Raw genomic sequence first — 18034 nt, 5'->3', positions numbered from 1 at the left:
AGGTACCTCCTGCACCCCGGCGTTCGGCTGCTACCTCCGACCAAGACGCCGCGCACCCAGTACAAGCGGGCCACGACGAGCGGGTCTGGTGCGACCGGCGCCTGGCGCTGGGGCTGGCATGAACAGCCGCAGCGCCGCAAGTGTGAGCATCCGGCGTGCGTTGCGGATGACCACAGGCGCGTGCGCGGCCGCGTGTGCGTGGCGCTGGTGTGCGAGCGGCGCAGGCGTGCAGGTGACGTGGATGGTGCGTACATCTGGTGCGGGTGCAGTTCGGGTGGGGCGGATGGTGGGGGAACGAGGATGGTGCGGATCGTTCGCTCGTGGTGTGCGTTGGTGGTTTGCGTGCGGTGATGCGGATGGGGGTGCTGGATGTGTCTGGGTCGGGGAGGCGGTGGGGATGGGGTATTGCGTGGGTGGCTGGGTGGGGTGCTGGGGTTCATCGGGTGGGTGTCTTGGGGCCGAGGGTGGCGCGATGGTGGGTGTTGCGGACACGGCTGGTGTCGTCCGCGGAGGCGCGTGGGGTTGGGGCCGCGTGGGGTTGAGGGGGCGGGCGCGGGGCCGCGTGGGGTCGTGTGGTCCCGCGGGCCCCGCGTTTAGGTGGGTGGGTTAGGGCGCTGGGCTAGTTGCGGTGGATGGTGAAGGTTTGGGTGGTGTTTTGGATGTCGGTGGTGTTGTTGGTGAGGGTCAGGTTGTTGAAGGTGACTTCGCCGCGGGCCGGGCCTTGGCCGGGTTCGGGGAGTTCGTTGGCCCAGATGGCGAAGCCGGATTTGGCGTCGTAGGCGTCGCCGGACTTGTGGGCCCCGGTGATCGTCGTGTTGGTGAAGATCGTGTCGGCGACCGGGAACTGTGGGTTGCCGCCGGCATAGTTGGTCTGGAACATGATTCCGGAGTACGTCGGATCGACCACGTCGAGGTCACTCACACGGATCCCCTGGAAGATCTTCGTCGCGGAGAAGACCCAGACCGCGGGGAACGCCTGGTTGCCCCAGAAGTGCCCGCCGGAGCGGACGACGGACGCGTTCTGGAACTGGGTGGGTGGCGTCGCGCCGAAGCCGTTCATCGGGATTCCGAAGTCGAGCGAGCTGATCGTGATCCCCGGGTACGTGAGCATGTCGGCCGCGTACAGGTTCCGGAAGATGTTGTTCGTCCCGCCGTAGACGGCGAATCCGGCGGCGCGCCAGGTGAGCAAGGCTGACAGGTTCTCGAAGACGTTGTCGCGGACCTCGCCGCCGCCGTTGTCGGTGGCGTTGAAGAGCGCGAAGCTGTCGTCGCCGGTCGAGCGTGCCTCGTTGTTGCTGACGGTGTTGCCGGACGAGCCGTTCGTCATGTTGATGCCGTCGGCAAAGGTGTCCCGGATCCGCGAGTTCTTGATCGTCGACGTGTCGGTGTTCGAACCCCAGTACATGCAGACCATGTGCTCGACCCAGATGTTGTCGATGGTCATGTTCGCCGTCCCCGAGAAGTCGAAGACCTTGCCTGGGCCGTCGATCCGCGACGTGTAGTTGCCGAGGTACGCGAATCCGCTGAACGTCGAGCCGTTCGCCGAGGCCTCGGACCGGAAGCCGATGTCGGTGTTGTCCTGCGTGTCCGGCGCGTGGAACCGGGTGAACCACGGTCCGGCCCCGACGATCTCCACGGCCTTCCCGTAAACCTGGAACTTCGAGGACGTCTGGTAGTCGCCCGGCGGCAGATACACCCCTTGCAACGTGCTGTCCTGACGGACCTTGTCGAGCGCGTTCTGTACGTCCTGCTGGGTGAAACCGTCGGGGGTCACGAAGCCCGCGCCGGGGTTGCCGATCACCGTCGCGGCCTCGGTGTCGAGGAAGTCGATCGAGTACGTCGTGCCGTTCGACGGATCCTTCTGCAGCCGGATCTTGGTCCCGGCCGGGTACGTCTGGTCGAGCATCAGGTTCGCTTCGTCGTAGATGTGCCGCGCCGGGCCCGAGCCGGGCGAGTTGTTCGGCGACGCCTCCGCGCCGTACAGCCACGAGTACTTGGAGGTCAGCGGCAACGTCTTCGCGAAGGTCCCGTTCACGTACACGCTCAGCGTCGACGACTGACCGCCGCCACCGGCCGAGTCCGGGATCGAGAAGCGCGTGACCAGGGTGTTCGTGGACGCCCGCGTGGTGAACTCGACGTACGCGCCGTTCGCGTTCAGCGTCACCGCGCGCCGGCCGGATGCTTCACCGGCGAGGTCGCCGATCGTACGGTTCGGCCCGATGACCGTGGCGCCGCCGCCGACCGATGCGTCCTCTGCCTCGAGGTGGTCGTACGGCATGTTCGCCCCGCGGCCGACGAACAAGGGCCGCTCGCTGGTGTTGTTCGTACGCTTCACCGGCAACTCGTTCGCGTCGTCCGCCAGTACGACACGCACGGTGTACCGGCCGTTCGCCGCCGTCCAGTTGCCCAGAGCAACGGCTGACGTGGTCGGACCGGGCGCGATCGCCCCGCTGTACGAGCCGGTCAGCGTCTTGACCACGGACGACCCGTCGAGCACGGTCAGTGTGATCCCGTGCGCACCAGACGCCGAGGCGACACTGCCCTGGTTCTTCAAGGACACGGAGAACCCGACGGAATTCCCTGCGGACGGATTGCCCGGCGTCCAGTTCACAGCCGCGGCGACGAGGTCCGAGCTCGCCACCGGAGTCACGACCAACGGGCCGGAAGCCGCAGCCGTGTTGTTCCCGTCGTTCTGCTCGATGACCGTGTTGTCCTCGTCGACCTTCGCGCTCAACGCGTACGACCCCGCGTCGCGCGCCCCGATCGATGCGCTGACGGTCGTCGATGCGCCGGCTGCGAGCGCGCCGACGGACGCTGTGCCCACCTTGGTGTCGGCCAGGTAGAAGTTCACCGACGTCGCCGGGGAGGCAGCCGTGCCGTCGTTGTTCACCGTTGCGCGCACCGTGATCGCGTCGGTCTCGACCGGTGCGGTGGGCGTCCAGGAGACGTTCGAGAGGCTCAGATCCGGGTTCGGTGCCGGTACGCCGAGGACCTGCAGTTCGGCGACCTGACCCGCCGGTGCGCCGGTGTTCCCGGTGAAGTTCAGCCGTACGTCGGCCACCCGCGCACTGACCGGGATCGTCACCGCGTTGCCGCTCGCCGGGTCGAAGGCGTACGACGCCGGCGCGACGATCGTGGTGAACCCGGTAGCGCTCTGCTCGCGACCCAGTACCGAGAAGGTCTGTGTCCGCGCACCCCAGGCCGGATCGGGGTTGAGCCGCACGACGATCGAGCTGAGGTCCGCGTTCGAGCCCAGTTCGGTGGTCAGCGTCGCCGGGTTCGCGTTCCCCTCCCAGTACGTCGTGACGTCGTCGTCGTTCGCGTTCGCCGGTACGTAGGTGAACGTGGATCCGGACGCCGTGATCGGCTTGTGCAGCGCGAGGTTGCTGCCCGCCCCGCCGCTGCCGTTCCGCGTGACCGTGTTGCTGTTCGGCGATTGGTTGCCCGCGGCATCCTTCGCGCGGACGGAGTAGGTCAGGGACACGTTGGCTGGCTGGTTGTCCGTGTACGTGAGGACGTTGCCGGCCACACTCGTACGCAACTGACCGTTCGCGTAGACGTCGTACCCGGTGACGCCGACGTTGTCGGTCGAGGCGCTCCAGGTGAGCTTGATCTGACCGGCGCCGGGCTCGGTGAAGGCCAGGCCGCCCGGGGCGGTGGGAGCCTGGGTGTCACCGGTCGCCGGCCCGTAGACCTCGAGCTCGGAGAGTTGCCCGGCCGGCCAGCCGGTGTTCGCGGTGATCCGGACCCGGACGTACCGTGTGGTCGCCGTGCCGTAGTCGACCGTCACCGTGTTGCCCGGCGGGCTGAAGGTGCGGGCCGCGGCGGCGGACAGGTCCGTGAAGTTCTGCCCGTCGGTGCTGCCCTGGATCGCGAGGGTCTCGTCGCGGGCCTCCCAGTCGGTGGCCGGCAGCTTGAGGACGACCTGGTTGGTGGCGACCGACGAGCCGAGATCGACCTGGACCCACTGCGGGAACGCGTTGTTCGCGCTCTCCCAGTACGTGCTCCGGTCGCCGTCGGTCACGTTCGCGGCGACGTAGCTCTGGGTGGAACTGCTGGCCGTGGCGGACTTCCCGGCCGCGAGATTGGGACCGGCGAGGACCGCGGCCTGGGACGAGGAAGCGAACGGCGAGGTGAGTGGTGCGGCCGCGAGACTCGCGGCCAGCAGGGCGGTCAGCAACCGCCAACGTGGAATGCGCATGAGACCTCTCCTGGTGGGCGGAACAAGGAAGAGTTCAAAACTTTCGTCGCACTGCCAATTTCTTGCAGGACGCGTGGCTCATTGTTACGGCACCGCTACGCAGGCGTCAACGGTTCGGTAACGACGACGGCCTGAACGGACGACGAAAGGGCCGGCCCGAACAGCGGGCCGGCCCTTTCGATGCGAACGTCAGTGCTTGGCGGCACCCTCCGCGCCCGCGCCGGTGAAGGCGCGGACCGACAGCTCGGCGTACCGCTCCGTGCTGGACTTGTCGCGGCCCAGGTACGTACCGAGGACGCCGAACAGGAAGCCCAGCGGGATCGACACGATGCCCGGGTTCGACAGCGGGAACCAGGCGAAGTCGGCGCCGGTGATCATCGACGTCGGCTTGCCCGACACCACCGGCGAGAAGACCACCAGGACGACGGACGAGATCAGACCGCCGTAGATGCTCCAGGCCGCGCCCGAGGTGTTGAACCGCTTCCAGAACAGGTTGAACAGCAGCGCCGGCAGGTTCGCCGAGGCCGCGACCGCGAACGCGAGCGCGACCAGGAACGCAATGTTCAGCTTCTGCGCCGGAATCGCCAGCGCGATCGCCACCGCACCGATCCCGATCGCCGCGAATCGCGCGACCCGGAGCTCCTGCTTCTCGGTCGGTTTGGTCTTCGAGATGACGTTCGCGTACAGGTCGTGCGCGAACGACGAGGCGGACGTCAGCGTGAGGCCCGCGACTACCGCGAGGATCGTCGCGAACGCGACCGCCGCGATCAAGGCCAGCAGGATCGCGCCACCGAGTGACCCGGCCCCGCCACCGACCGACTCGGCCAGCAGTGGCGATGCGACGTTGCCCTTCGACTCCGCCACCGCCGAACCCTTGCCCGTGTTCAGCAGCGCGGCGGCGCCGAACCCGAGGGCCAGCGTCATCAGGTAGAACACGCCGATCAGGCCGATCGCCCACTGCACCGACCGGCGCGCGGAACGGGAGTCCGGCACGGTGTAGAAGCGGATCAGGATGTGCGGAAGTCCGGCCGTACCGAGGACCAGCGCGAGGCCGAGCGACAGGAAGTCGATCTGGCCGGTGAGGTCCTTGCCGTACAGCAGACCCGGCTGCAGGAACGCCTCGCTCTTGCCGGACTTCGCGGCCGCGGAACCGAGCAGCTCGGAGATGTTGAAGTGGAACTTCAGCAGCACCAGGAACGTGATCACCACGGTGCCCGCCATCAGCAGGATCGCCTTGACGATCTGCACCCAGGTGGTGCCCCGCATGCCGCCGACGGTCACGTACACGATCATCAGCGCGCCGACCAGCACGATCACGGCGGCCTTCAGGCCCTCGCTCTTGACGCCGAGCAGCAGCCCGACGAGCGAGCCGGCGCCGACCATCTGGGCCAGCAGGTAGAAGATCGAGACGACGATCGTCGAGGTCGCGGCCGCGGTCCGGACCGGCTTCTGCTTCATCCGGAACGCGAGCTGGTCGGCCATCGTGAAGCGGCCCGAGTTCCGCAGGAGCTCGGCGACGAGCAGCAGTGCGACCAGCCAGGCGACCAGGAAGCCGATCGAGTACAGGAAGCCGTCGTACCCGTACAGGGCGATCTGCCCGGAGATCCCGAGGAACGACGCGGCCGACATGTAGTCGCCGGCGACGGCGAGGCCGTTCTGCGCACCGCTGAACGAGCGCCCGCCGGCGTAGTAGTCGGCGGCGGTCTTGTTCTGCCGGGAGGCCCACCAGGTGATGTACAGCGTCACGGCGACGACCGCGCTGAACAGGGAGATGGTCAGCGCCCGGTTGCCGGGCTCGGCGGCCAACGGAAGGAGCAGGGGGTTCACCGGCGACGCTCCCTCTTGTACTTGGCGTTCAGGCCGTGCGCGAGCGGATCGAGCTTCCGGTTCGCGAACCGGCCGTACAGCGCCGCGATCACGAACGTCGACACGAACTGCAGCAGCCCGAAGATCAGTGCGACGTTCACGTGCGAGCCGCCGATCCGGTGGCTCATGAAACCGCGCGCCCAGTTGTTGCAGGCGACGTACGCCAGGTACCACGCCATGAAGGCGATCGTCCACGGTACGACGAAGTTCTTGTAGCGCCGTTTCAGCTCGGTGAAGTCGGCCGCGTCGTGCACCGCCTCGTAGGCGCGGGCGTCCCGCTCGCGCACCATCTCCTCGTCCATGAACTCCCCTTCGCTGGACTCGAACAGGTGCACGTTAGCTGCTGGTTGCCCATTTGTGACCTACCGCAACCAAAACGTTCTAAAGGTGCGGTGCCACCGGGCCGCTGAGAGTGCGGCGGTAGTTCGCGAACTCGCTCGGGTGGGCGCGGAAGCAGTCGGTGAAGTACGGCATCCGCAGCGGCTCCGGCGGGCGGGCGGTGTGCTCGTAGATCAGCTCGACCTGGTCCAGGACCTGCTCGCGCCGGCTCTCCTTGAGTACAGCGACCCGCGAGTGCGACTGTGCCAGCTGGCGCAGGCCACCGCGGTCCAGGTCGTGCCAGTGCCGGAACCGAGCCTGCTCGATCATCGCGAACAGGTTCGACTGCTCCAGGATCGGCAGCGGCTCGAACCGGTCGCTGCCGCCGCGGTGCTCCCCGAGATGGCCGTCCCCCTGCATTACCTGCCAGATCCGGCGGACCCACGGCACCACGGTGTCGGGGTTGTTCCAGAGCAGGCCGAGGACGCCGTTCGGGCGCAGCACCCGGGCCATCTCCGGCAGCGCCCGCGGGTGGTCGAACCAGTGGAAGGCCTGTCCGACGATCACCGCGTCCACCGACGCGTGCGCGAGCGGGATCGACTCGGCCGCGCCGACCATCGTGTCGACGCCGGTCTGGCGGCGGCAGACCTCGAGCATCTCCGGCGACGGATCGACAGCGATCACGTGGTGCCCGAGTGCGGCGGCGACCGCGGCGAGCTTGCCCGTACCGGCGCCCAGGTCGAGCACCTGCAGGCCGCGGCCCGGACCCAGGATCCAGGTCAGTGCCTCGAGCGGGAACGTCGGCCGGCCCGCGTCGTACGCGGCTGCGACGGCGCCGAAGGACTTGGCGCGCGCTGCGGACACGCCGTTGCCGGCAGCAGCGGCAGGCACGCCGTTGCCAGCGGCAGCGGCAGCAGCGGCAGCAGCGGCGGGGTCCCCGGCCGGCTCATTGGTGGTCATCGGTGTAAATCATGCCGTAGCGCACGGCACGAAACCCGTTACTCGCCGAGTTTCTTCTGTTCGATGTGTGCGTTCAGCGCGGCCAGCTCCGGGTGCTGGTCCAGGATCGCGACCAGTTCGGCGCAGTTCAGGTGGGTCGCGTCGAAGTCCTCGATGAGGGCGTCGAGCAACTTCCAGTCGTCCGCGGTGTCCAGCGTCAGCCGATACTGCGCCGCGTTCGGTGAGGCTGCGGCGCCGGACCACGGCAGGTTCAGCAGGTGGACGTCACCTGACCGGTTCTGGTGCAGGTACGACGTGACGTGCTCGCGGTCGGCCTTGAGCGTGGCCTTTGCGTCCGCGTCGTACAGCCGGGCGGTGGAGAAGATCTCGAAGTCCATGCCGCGCGGGTAGGTGCGCTCGAGGCAGTTCGAGACGTACAGGTCGGAGTCGTTCTCGGCACGCCACCGGTCGACGCCTGCGGCAACGATCGCCGGGTCGATCAGCGGGCAGTCGGAGGTGACCCGGACGATCCCGTCGAGCCCGTGCTCCCGGGCGGCGCCCGCGAACCGGCTCAGGACGTCGTCCTCGCTGCCACGGAAGACCGGCACGCCCCGCTCGGCGGACAACTCCACCACCGGGTCGTCGTCGTGGTTCGTGGTGGTGGCGACGACCACCGGCAGGCCGGTCTGCTGCAGCCTGTCCAGGTGGTGCTCCAGATAGGTGCGGCCGGCGACCTTCAGCAGGACCTTGGCCGGCAGCCGCGTACTGGTCACCCGCACCTGCGTGACGATGCCGACCTTCGGGTCAGCCTTCAGCTGTTCCATCGGAAGATCTCCCGGATCTCTGCGGGTCCGGCGACGTGGTCGACGCCCAGTTCGGTGTCGGTGAACTCGCGTGCGACCGCTGCCGGGACGTACGGCTGGTCCATCTCGGGCCACAGCCGCTTGATCCGCGCCTGACCGCCGAACGACGGGTGCTCGTTCTCCAGCACCATGGGATCACCGTAGACCCCTGCCCCCAGCCCGAGCGAGCCGCCGTACAGAACGGCGGAGCTGAGCCGGTTCGACGCCACGCGGTCGTGCTTGCGGAGCTCCCGGAGCTGGTTGACCAGGAACTTGGCGTTCGTGTCCCGCCAGTGCAGGCCTCGGTAGCCGTGCGTGATGACCCGGAAGCCGGCGTCCTTGTAGACCTTGCGGATCTCCGGCTTGTCGTACTCGTTCCAGTACAGGCAGACCGTCACCGGGCCGGTCTCATGATCCTTGATCGAGGCAACGATCCGGCCGTGGTCGCCGAGCACGTTCTGGCCCTCCCACCCGTGGAACGGGTAGAAGATGGTGCCCTTGGCCCGTTTCGCCGGGACGGCCAGATCGGGGTAGGACTTCAGCAGGTACAGCCAGACCGAGCCGATCACCGAGTAGTTGCGCAGGCCGAGTGCGTGCCCGCGGCGCCGGACGCTGTCCGTCCAGACGAACTTCGGCGTGCCCGGCGCGAAGGCGGTCCCGTGCGCGAACCCGTCGAGGATGTTCCACCCGTGCTGCAGGTAGCCCCAGATCCGCGGCGTCTTCTGCAGGCCGGCGTACGTCGCCATGATGTCGGCGTGCCCGTAGAAGTGATTGGCGTGGTGCATCAGCGAAGCACCTTCCGCACAGCCTTTTTGACCTTCCAGCGGGCCCGCTTGATCCGGCGGCGGACGGCGCGCGCCGGGCCGAGGACCCGGTGACCCACCTGGTACGTACGCGAACGGCGCAGACCGCTGACCGTGCCCTCGAACAAGATCGCGCGGGCGCTGGCGTGGGCCAACTCGTCGGCGATCCGCGCGACGGTGGTGAGCTGCTCGGCGCTGCCCTGCGGACGAACGACCTCGCTGCGCCGGAACTTCTGCTCGGGCACGGTGATCCCGGCCATCGACGCGAGTCGGGCGGTCAGTTGGTGCGGATCCGCCGCCGCAGGCCATGGTTGCCGCAGGCCACTTTCCAGGGAGCGCCGCGCGAACCGCTCGAGGTGTTCGACAACATCAAGGTCTTGCGGCTCCCCGAACAGCCGGTACGTCCCGCCGTCGAGGATGACGTTGTCCGGCGATCCCGCGCCACCGGTGCCCAGCCAGGCCACGTACGCAGGAATCGCGCGCCGGAGCTCCGCCTGGTCGTCACTGCGCAGCGCCGCGAACAGGTGCTCCTCCAGCAGGACACCTTCGCCCTCCGGCACGACGTCCTCGGGCAGCACGGCCGGCACCTCGGCGCCGATCACGAAGTACCAGGCGGGGGCCAGCTCGATCGCCATCCCCGCCTCGGCCGCGTCCAGCACCAGCCGGTACGGGTCCATCAGCACCGGGCCTTCGTTGCGCGAGGCAACGGCCCTGGCCGCGACCACGGCCGCGAATCCCTCGGTCGAGGCGAGCGCGACGTCCGCCTGGATCAGCGACGGGAAGACGGCGTACGTCTGCGGCACCTGCAGGCCGGCGTCACCGAGCGCGACCCGCAGCGGCTTGAGGCCGGCCGGCGCACGGTCGGCGATGTCCCGGCCCCAGTCCTCGTCGCGGGGCAGCGCCGCCGCGATGTCCGGCTGGATCAGCCGCTGGAAACCGAACGCGTTCTCGGCGCCGAGCAGGAGCCGCCCGCCCGGCCGCAGGCGCGCGGTCAGCCGCCGCAGTGCCTCCGCCCACGGGAGCGTCGCGGTGTCGGGGCCGACGAGCCGCTCGAGCCCGTCGAGCGCGACGATCACGTCGTACGTCTCATCGCCCGACCAACGGTCGAGCGAGCCGCAGAACACCTGACCCTTCGCGTCGTCCAGGAGCTCGGCGAGCTCTTCGGCGTCGGGGGCCGAGCGGACGATCAGATCGACCGACGTCGCCGTGTCGGCGGCATGGGTGATCAGCTCGGCGGCGTGCGGGCCGGCGATAAGGGCGGTGTCGTCGGGCTGGAGAGTTGCGGTCACCAGAGCGGTCGCTGCGGGTCCGGCGGCCGCGGGGCGGGCGTCGGCCGGGTGCAGATCCGACCAGTTCAGCATCTCTCCGCCGATCAGATTCGATCGGGTCACATCCGTCACGTTAGCCAACCAGGTTGAGAAGGGTCTCGATCACCCGGTCGACATCACTGTCGGTGAGCGCCGGGTACAGGGGGAGTGACAGTTCTTCGGCATAGAACTGTTCGGCGTTCGGGCACAGGCCGCGCTGGTAGCCCTGGTGCGCGAACACCGGGTGCCAGTACACGGGGATGTAGTTGACCTGCACGCCGATGCCGGCGGCGCGCATCCGTTCGAAGACCTCGCGCCGACGGCCGCCGAGTACGCGGATCGGGTAGAGGTGCCACATCGGGTCCACGTCGGCGCGCTGCACCGGCGTCCGCAGCCCGTCGACGCCCGCGAAGGCCGCGTTGTAGCGCGCGGTGATCTCAGTCCGGCGGCGCTTGAACTCCGCGAGCCGGCGGAGCTGGGACATGCCGAGGGCCGCACCGAGATCCGTCAGGCGGTAGTTCACGCCGTACTCGTGGACCTCCTGGTGCCAGGGGCCCTCGTCGGCGATCTCGAACCGGTCCGGGTCGCGGACCAGACCGATGAAGTGGAACTCGTGGGCGCGTTGGGCGACCGCCGGGTCCTTGCAGACGACCGCGCCGCCCTCGCCGGTGGTGAGGTTCTTGGTGGGGAAGAAGGACATCGTGGTGACGTCCGCCAGATCGCCCACCGGGCGCCCACCGGCTGAACCGCCTACCGAGTGCGCAGCGTCGGCGAGCGTCCGTGCGCCTACCCGGTCTGCGAGCGCTTGGAGCGCCGGGTAGTCCGCGGATTGACCTGCGTAGTCGACCGCCGCGATCACCTTGGTCTGCTCGGTGAGGGACGCCTCCACACTGGCTGGATCGATCAGCCCGGTGTCGTAGTCGACGTCGGCGAAGACCACGCGTGCGCCGAGCAGCGCGGCGCAGGAGGCGGTGGCCACGAAGGTCATCGGGGTCGTGACGACCTCGTCGCCTGGTCCGACGCCGAGAGCGGCGTAGGCGATGTGCAGGGCGGCCGTTCCCGACGTACAACTGACGGCCCGATGGCCGCCGGACAGCTCCGAGATCGCGTCCTCGAAGGCCGTGACCGACGGCCCGGTGGTCAGCCAGTCACCGCGCAGGACAGCGGTGACCGCCTCGATGTCGGCGTCCGAGATCGACTGACGTCCGTACGGCAGCACGCTCAGTCGCTCTCGAGGATCTTGCGGATCTCGTCGATCGAGTACCACTGGTCGTTGGTGTCGGACGCGTAGTGGAACCCCTCCGGGACCGCGACGCTGCCGGGCGGCGGCTGGTAGCCCCAGCTGGCGAGGTCGGGCTGCAGCACGTAGCGATCACCGACCGAGACCGCGCGGCGGCCTTCCTCCGGGCTGATCATCTCTTCGTGCAGCTTCTCGCCGGGCCGCAGGCCGATGTCGTGCATCGCGGCGCCGGGCGCGATCGCCTCGGCCAGGTCGGTGACCTTCATCGACGGGATCCGCGGTACGTACAGCTCGCCGCCGGTCATCAGGTCGAACGAGTCGACGACGAACTCGACCGCCTCCGGCAGCGTGATCAGGAACCGGGTGCAGCGCAGGTCGGTGATCGGCAGCGACTGACCGGCCGCGTGCAGTGCGCGGAACTTCGGGATGATCGAGCCGCGGCTGCCCATCACATTGCCGTACCGCACCACGCTGAAGCGGGTGTCGTACGCGGCCGCGTAGTGGTTGCCGTTGATGAACAGCTTGTCGGCGGTCAGCTTGGTGGCGCCGTACAGGTTGATCGGGCTGGACGCCTTGTCGGTGGACAGCGCGACGACCCGCTTCACGCCGCAGTCGATGCTCGCCTCGATGACGTTCTGCGAGCCGACCACGTTGGTCTGGACGAACTCCCACGGGTTGTACTCCGCGGTGTCGACCTGCTTCAGCGCGGCCGCGTGCACGACGTAGTCGACCTTGTGCATCGCCCGCTCCAGGCGCGCGCGGTCGCGGACGTCGCCGAGGAAGAACCGCAGCCGCGGGTCGTCGCCGAACGACTGCCGGACCTCCCACTGCTTCAGCTCGTCGCGACTGAAGACGATGATCCGCCGCGGGTCCAGGTGTTCCAGCGCATGCCGTACGAACGTCCGGCCGAACGATCCGGTACCGCCGGTGACCAGGATGTCGGAGCCGGTGAGGATTGACACTCGAGCGGGACCCTTCTGACGGACGGTTCCGAACCACGCAGATGCGAAGCGGCCCTCGAAACAATAGCTGCCTTGTGAGCAACCGCCTCAATCACAGTCTCGGGCACTGTCTCGACGAACCGCCCCCAACCGTACGCGAGTGTCCCCTAAGCGGTGTGACTTGATGCTATCGGCGCCCAGGCACGCACCTCGCGGCACTCACCTGGACACCGCTATCCCTCAAGCCACACCGCTTAGGGGACACTGACCCGGTGAAACGCGTGGGCGTGCGGTGTGATGTGGGGCCGGCCAGGGGGGTCGGGCATGTGATGCGCTGCCTGGCGCTTGCCGAGGAGGTGCTGCGGCGCGACGTCGAGGTGCTGTTCATCTGCGACGCCCACACGGTGCCGTGGGCGGCCGAGCAGATCGCGGCGCGCGGGATCGAGGTTCGCCCGGCAGTGTGGGAGCCGGACGAGCACGTGGAGCTGTTCGGGCAGCTCGCCCTGGACGCGGTGGTGTTCGACTCGTACGACCTGGACGCGTCTGTTTACCCGGCGGTGCGAGCGAGCGGGCTGCCGACGCTGGCGATCGTCGACGGCGACCTCCGTGGCGCCGACGCCGACGTACTGGTCGACCAGAACCTCGACGCCGAGCTTGATCACCCGCAGTTGCCGGCCGGATCCACTCGGTTGGCGGGCCTGCCGTACGTGATGATCCGCGACGAGATCCTCGAACACCGGCCAGCGGCACCACCCGCCGACCGGCAGAACGCCGTACCGAAGGTCTTCGCGTTCTTCGGCGGCACGGATGCCTTCGGAGCTGGCCCGTACGTCGCTCAGGCGCTGGCCGCGACCGGCCTGCCGTTCGAGGCGACCGTGGTCGCGCCGGGATCCGACCTGGCCGGGCGGATCGCTGCCGTCGAGCTGCAGCCGCTTCAGAGCCTGGACGTCATCGGCCCGACGGACCAGCTGGCGGCCCGCGTCGGTGAGGCCGATCTGACGATCAGTGCGTCCGGTACGTCGACGTGGGAGTTGCTCTGCCTCGGTGCCACGGCCGGGCTGGTGTGCGTCGTCGACAACCAGGTGATGGGGTACGAGCGCGCAGTCGACACCCGCGCCGCGGCGGGACTCGGGCTGCTGAGTGCACTGAAGACAGACGTCTCGTCGGCAGACCGGACCCTCAAGTGGTTGCTCACCGATCCGGCGGAGCGCGGTCGGCTGGCGCGGGCCGGCTGGGAACTGGTAGACGGCCGAGGCCGCGAACGAGTCACCGACGCACTGCTGGGTCTTATCTGAGTTCGTAGATCGTTGCGTCCAGCGTGGCGTGCCGGAGCCGGACGTAGTTGCGCAGGGCCGGTGAGATCCCGCCGGCGCGGTTGTCTGCGTACAGCCAGCGGACTCCGGCCTGGTGCAGCCGCTCGATCGCCGCCGGGGACGGCGACTTGAACGCGAGGTCGTTCGCGGCGAGCTCCTCGCGGTCCCAGTACGGGATCAGGCTCGGGTTGCCGTCGTTCGCGAGGGCGATCCGGTTCGCCTGGTTCGAGTACGACCAGCCCTCGATCAGGACCGGGCGTTCGGACAGCGCCGCGAGCCAGAAGTGCCTGCTGTCGCACAGCCCGTCGCGCTCGATGATGCAGTGTGCGTTGGTCGCGATCAGGTCGCCGGGCTTGCTGTTCCGCCGCAGCCACTGCGCGGCGCCGGCCTCCGCGGCCGTCGCGCCGCCGCGGAACGGATGCGCGAACACCAAGTTGGACGACTTGTCCGACACGAACGCCTGCAGCGGCACCAATGCCGCCCCGATCATGCACGTGGCGACCGCGCCGCCGAGCAATGCCACAAAGAAGTTGCCCGGCCGCCGTGCCAGCTTCCACCCCACGGCGACCAGCACCGCGACGACAGCCACCGCAGCAGCCGTCCACAGCCACGGGCCTTTGATACCAAGCAGATCGGCCGATTCCGAACGCGCGATCGCGAACGCCGCGAGACCGAGCAGCCCTGCCGCGCCGACGAGTACCACAGCCCGCCGATCCCCGAGCCGGCCGACCAAGTTCGCCAGCCCAGCAGCCGCGAGTACGGCGATCACCGGGAATGCGGTCCGCAGAAAGTACAGCTGACTGACGCCGGACTGGGTGGTCAGCAGTGTGCCCAACAGGCCCGCAACCGCTACGCCTGCAAGGAAAACCGCGCCGGAGTCCCGCCACTTCCGTCCGAGGAAGAACAGCCCCGACGCCGCCAGCGCCCAACTCAGCAAGGTCGTTGCCCCAGACAACAGCTGTGCATGCGGGTTCGAGATCAGCATCGGGAACGGTGCCAGCTGGACGAACGTCTCGAACGGCTTGATCTGCGTCCCCCACGTACTGCCACCGAAGATCGTGATCAACGCGGCCACGAACATCCCCAGCGACAGCAACCCACCCAGGAACGCCGGCCGGGTACTGCGCCGGGCGAGCCCGAGCTGCAGGAACGCGAACGCGAACCCGACGCCCACCACCGGCAGGATCGTCGACTTCGCCCCGGCCGCGATCAGCGCGAGCAGCACCAGCAGCACCCACCGCGCCCGCGGGCGTCCGTCGGCGCGCAGCAGGTCCACTGCCACCACACAGATCGCCAGCGCGATCAGTACGCCGAGGTTCTGCGTCGGGCTCAGGTACGCCGCCACGGCCGTCGAGATCCCGCCCAGCCCGGCCCCCGCCAGCGGCTGGACCGCTCCGCCGAGCCCGGCGACGAACACCGCGAGCGGCCCCGCCCACGTCGCACCGGACTCGGCCGCCGGGGTGAGCCGGGTGGTGAGCGCGAACACCAGCCCGCACCCGGCCAGGAACAACGGCAGCCAGCTCAGCGAATGGATCAGATCGGTCAGGTCGATCCGCGTGCCCCACTGCGTCGCGGCGGTCGCCTGGTGGAAGAACGTGTGGTACTTCATCGGCTCGCCACCGAGCCACAGCGTCGAGATCGGTACGTCGTATTTCGCGCTCGCAGCCAGCGCCTGCTGGAACGCGAGATCCGGATAGGCCCGCAGCGGATCCGTGTACGCCGGGAGGAATTGCCCCGGTCCGCGGCGGTACACGATCAGCAGCACGACCGCGGTCGACGCCGCGAGCAGCCACGCCTGCAGCGGGCGCAACGGCCGCTCGACCCGTCTCCAGACCCGCGCCCGGGCGTCGCGGTCCACGAACGCGATCACCAGTACGACCGGCGCCCACACCCACGACCACGCCTGCAGCCCGATCGAGGCGCTGGCCAGGTACACGAGCACCTGCCCGGCCGTACCGACCGCAAAGCCGGCGGAGAGATCCTCGACGAGGTTGCGTCCGTATCCACCGATCAGGCGCCAGAGCGCGAACCCCGGCAGGGTCACCGCGACCACGGTGAACAGCACGAACCGGGCCAGCTCGAAGACCGTCGAGTGCAGCGCGAGCAGCACGATCGTCAGCGCAACGACGGCAAGACCGGCGACCAGACCGGAAAGGGAAGGCCCCGCAGTTCGCGGCCCCCGCCGCCTCGCTTTCGCGCGCATGTCGTAACACTAATGTGAAATCCGTTGCGCCACGAACGCGTCAGGTCACTGCGTGTGAGACCTCAGGTCTTCGTCATCCCCGGACCACGCTGCTTGGCTTGTGTCTGCGACGCGGCGTTCGTCGCTACCGGTGTCTCGGCCGGCTTGGTCACGCCGCGCTTGTCGTGCGTCGGGTTCGTTCCGGCGTGTATGGCGGTCGCAAGCTCGGTGTCGAGCGGCATCCGGACCGGTGTGGTCGGCGCGTTGCCACCGGTTGCCTCGGCAGCTTTGGCCTTGTCCAGCTCGTCGAGCCCCACGCTGAGAGCGCGCTCGTTGCGCTGGCCGCTGACGACGAAGGGCTGGCCGCCCCTGCGTGGCTCGAAGGCGATCGCCCGCCTGACCGGCCTCGGATCCTGCGCCGTCCCCTCGGCCTCCTGGTACGTCAGCCGGTGCGATGCACCGAATTTGTACCCGTTCGGCGCGTACTCCTCGTCCACCTCGAGCTTGATCTCGGCATGGTCGCCGAGCTCGCCGTACTTGTCCTGGATCGAGTGCATGCGCTTGCCGTCGAACTCCGCCTCGCGGCCTTCTTCCAAGGCGTCCAGGCCGTCTTCCAGCGCGTTGAACAGCTTGGCATCGCGCCCGGTCGGGTCCTGCGCCGCGGCCGTCTCGAGAGCCTTTCGCTCCGCCTCCAGATCGGGATGCAGGCGCAGCACATAGGGGTCAGCCATCGGAGTCCTGCCGCTCGCCGCTCACCCTCAGGCGGGAGCGTTCGCGAGGGACGTAGGCCTCCGGTGGGGTGTCTTCGAGTCGCTGCCGGGTCGTTTCCTCGACTCGCGCGGCAGCGGCGGCGTCCTCGACCAGCTCCTGGTACTCGAGCCACTGGGCGAAGGAGATCACGACGCCCTCAGGTTCGCCGGTGTCGCTGAAGACCATCGGCTCGGTCCTGCCTTCGCGGAACCGCTGCAGCATCGTGCTCAGGTGCCCGGAGGCCGACTCGGTGTCGATCACGATCACGTGATTGCCGTCAGGAAGCTCGTGGTTCCGCTGGGGTGCCATCCGTGTCTCCCTTGTTCCTCCGTTCGCGCAGGCAGCGCCCTACTACCGTACGTGCTGATGGGTGTTTGTCGTCGTGCCGCTCAACCAGCGCCGGGATGGCTGTCGCTGAGTGTGCACCCCTGTACGCCTAGTAACGCTCTTGTCACCGTGATGCCTTAAGCTCGACGGCCTATGAGTTGGTACGACGCCCTCGAGGCCGGTGAACTGACCGTGCGCCCGTCCGTCGACGCGGCCAAGCGGTTCGGAGTCTCGATCGACCGCATGTCGGTATCCGCTTCCGCCGGTACGCCGCTGGCCGAGGTGCTGGCCGCGGTCGAGAATTCGACCGCCGACGTGATCGTGCTCCGGTACCCGGCGCGCGAGACCACCTGGTTCGCCGCGCTGGCGAGCGGGCCCAGACAGGCGCTGCTCGCCGACACGGTCGTCTGCTGGGCGCTGCCGGTCGGCAAGGGCCGGCGCCCGGCGCCGCTGGCCGGTTTCACCACGCAGCGCGAGGACGAGATCGACGGCGTCCTGGTCGACGACCTGGTCGCGGACGTCTTCGGCGACTCCGGCAACCACTACTGCTCGAACCCGGTCTTCGACCGCGGACACGCGCTGGCCGGACGGCAGGAGTGGGCCCGGCGCCGGATCGCCGACGCCGGTGCCGTCGTACTGCGCGGCCCGGACCGCCGCGTACTGGCGCTGGCCGCGATCGACCAGCAGCGCTCCTGGAGCGAGCTCCAACTGGCCGGCGTCGTGCCCGCCGAGCAGGGCCGCGGGCGGTACGGCCACCTGCTGGCCGCCGTCGAGGACGCCTGCTCGACCCGGCGTCTGGTCGTCACCACCCAAGCGCACCAGACCGGAATTCAGCGAATCTGGTCGCGATACGGATTCGAGCCTGTGCATAACCTCATGACGGTGCACCTCGTTGCCGCTACGTAGTGAGTTGACTGCGTAGGGCGTGACTCCTGATCCCACGCCTACTGCGCGGCACTCGGCGGGCACCTCGCCGAGCACCTGCTCGCTACGGCGTGGAATCAG

Annotated in this window: 14 protein-coding genes; 2 read left to right on the top strand and 12 right to left on the bottom strand. The window is 68.8% G+C overall.

Features of this window, described 5'->3' with window-relative positions; genetic code table 11:
• Window positions 1-619: 619 nt before the first annotated feature.
• The 9 genes from ACGFI6_RS07645 to pseB all read right to left on the bottom strand — a co-directional run bounded on the left by ACGFI6_RS07645 (window position 620) and on the right by pseB (window position 12478).
• On the bottom strand, window positions 620-4201 hold the full coding sequence (locus tag ACGFI6_RS07645; RefSeq protein ID WP_393116044.1) for a discoidin domain-containing protein: 3582 nt from the start codon (window positions 4199-4201) through the stop codon (window positions 620-622).
• Between the two features lie 189 nt (window positions 4202-4390).
• Window positions 4391-6028 carry a cation acetate symporter gene (locus ACGFI6_RS07640; RefSeq protein ID WP_393116042.1) on the bottom strand — a complete coding sequence of 546 codons (1638 nt, stop codon included), beginning with the start codon at window positions 6026-6028 and terminating at the stop codon, window positions 4391-4393.
• On the bottom strand, window positions 6025-6402 hold the full coding sequence (locus ACGFI6_RS07635; RefSeq protein ID WP_393116040.1) for a DUF485 domain-containing protein: 378 nt from the start codon (window positions 6400-6402) through the stop codon (window positions 6025-6027). Before ACGFI6_RS07635 ends, ACGFI6_RS07640 begins: the two co-directional genes overlap by 4 nt.
• Before the next feature lie 46 nt (window positions 6403-6448).
• Window positions 6449-7345 (bottom strand): class I SAM-dependent methyltransferase, encoded by an 897-nt coding sequence (locus ACGFI6_RS07630; protein WP_393116038.1) that lies wholly within the window; start codon window positions 7343-7345, stop codon window positions 6449-6451.
• A 38-nt stretch (window positions 7346-7383) separates the two neighbouring features.
• Window positions 7384-8148, bottom strand: a complete 765-nt coding sequence (locus ACGFI6_RS07625; RefSeq protein ID WP_393116036.1) for a cytidylyltransferase domain-containing protein — start codon at window positions 8146-8148, stop codon at window positions 7384-7386.
• Window positions 8136-8951 (bottom strand): hypothetical protein, encoded by an 816-nt coding sequence (locus tag ACGFI6_RS07620; protein WP_393116034.1) that lies wholly within the window; start codon window positions 8949-8951, stop codon window positions 8136-8138. The genes ACGFI6_RS07625 and ACGFI6_RS07620 overlap by 13 nt, the downstream gene beginning before the upstream one ends.
• Window positions 8951-10360 carry a class I SAM-dependent methyltransferase gene (locus ACGFI6_RS07615; protein WP_393116033.1) on the bottom strand — a complete coding sequence of 470 codons (1410 nt, stop codon included), beginning with the start codon at window positions 10358-10360 and terminating at the stop codon, window positions 8951-8953. The genes ACGFI6_RS07620 and ACGFI6_RS07615 overlap by 1 nt, the downstream gene beginning before the upstream one ends.
• A 10-nt stretch (window positions 10361-10370) precedes the next feature.
• The gene (gene pseC, locus ACGFI6_RS07610; RefSeq protein WP_393116031.1) at window positions 10371-11495 is read right to left on the bottom strand and encodes a UDP-4-amino-4,6-dideoxy-N-acetyl-beta-L-altrosamine transaminase; all 1125 of its coding nucleotides are present in this window, start codon (window positions 11493-11495) and stop codon (window positions 10371-10373) included.
• A gap of 2 nt (window positions 11496-11497) precedes the next feature.
• On the bottom strand, window positions 11498-12478 hold the full coding sequence (pseB, locus tag ACGFI6_RS07605) for a UDP-N-acetylglucosamine 4,6-dehydratase (inverting) (protein WP_393116029.1): 981 nt from the start codon (window positions 12476-12478) through the stop codon (window positions 11498-11500).
• Window positions 12479-12729: 251 nt separating this feature from the next.
• Between pseB and ACGFI6_RS07600 the strand changes: the two genes are divergently transcribed.
• Window positions 12730-13752 (top strand): PseG/SpsG family protein, encoded by a 1023-nt coding sequence (locus ACGFI6_RS07600; RefSeq protein ID WP_393116027.1) that lies wholly within the window; start codon window positions 12730-12732, stop codon window positions 13750-13752.
• On the opposite strand, the gene ACGFI6_RS07595 is transcribed toward ACGFI6_RS07600, so the two are convergent.
• The 3 genes from ACGFI6_RS07595 to ACGFI6_RS07585 all read right to left on the bottom strand — a co-directional run bounded on the left by ACGFI6_RS07595 (window position 13745) and on the right by ACGFI6_RS07585 (window position 17011).
• Window positions 13745-15973, bottom strand: a complete 2229-nt coding sequence (locus ACGFI6_RS07595) for a hypothetical protein (protein WP_393116025.1) — start codon at window positions 15971-15973, stop codon at window positions 13745-13747. The genes ACGFI6_RS07600 and ACGFI6_RS07595 overlap by 8 nt on opposite strands.
• 62 nt (window positions 15974-16035) lie before the next feature.
• Window positions 16036-16683: a hypothetical protein gene (locus ACGFI6_RS07590; protein WP_393116023.1), complete on the bottom strand. Its 648-nt coding sequence runs from the start codon at window positions 16681-16683 to the stop codon at window positions 16036-16038.
• A complete protein-coding gene (locus tag ACGFI6_RS07585; RefSeq protein WP_393116021.1) occupies window positions 16676-17011 on the bottom strand; it encodes a hypothetical protein in 336 nt (111 codons plus the stop codon). Before ACGFI6_RS07585 ends, ACGFI6_RS07590 begins: the two co-directional genes overlap by 8 nt.
• Before the next feature lie 171 nt (window positions 17012-17182).
• On the opposite strand from ACGFI6_RS07585, the gene ACGFI6_RS07580 reads away from it, so the two are divergent.
• Window positions 17183-17935: an N-acetyltransferase gene (locus tag ACGFI6_RS07580; protein WP_393116019.1), complete on the top strand. Its 753-nt coding sequence runs from the start codon at window positions 17183-17185 to the stop codon at window positions 17933-17935.
• The last annotated feature ends 99 nt before the right edge of the window (window positions 17936-18034 follow it).

It is taken from the genome of Kribbella sp. NPDC048928 (assembly GCF_043197975.1).
Lineage (GTDB): Bacteria > Actinomycetota > Actinomycetes > Propionibacteriales > Kribbellaceae > Kribbella.
The sequence above is the reverse complement of the archived record's forward strand: the minus strand, read 5'-3'. Positions and strand labels throughout refer to the sequence as shown.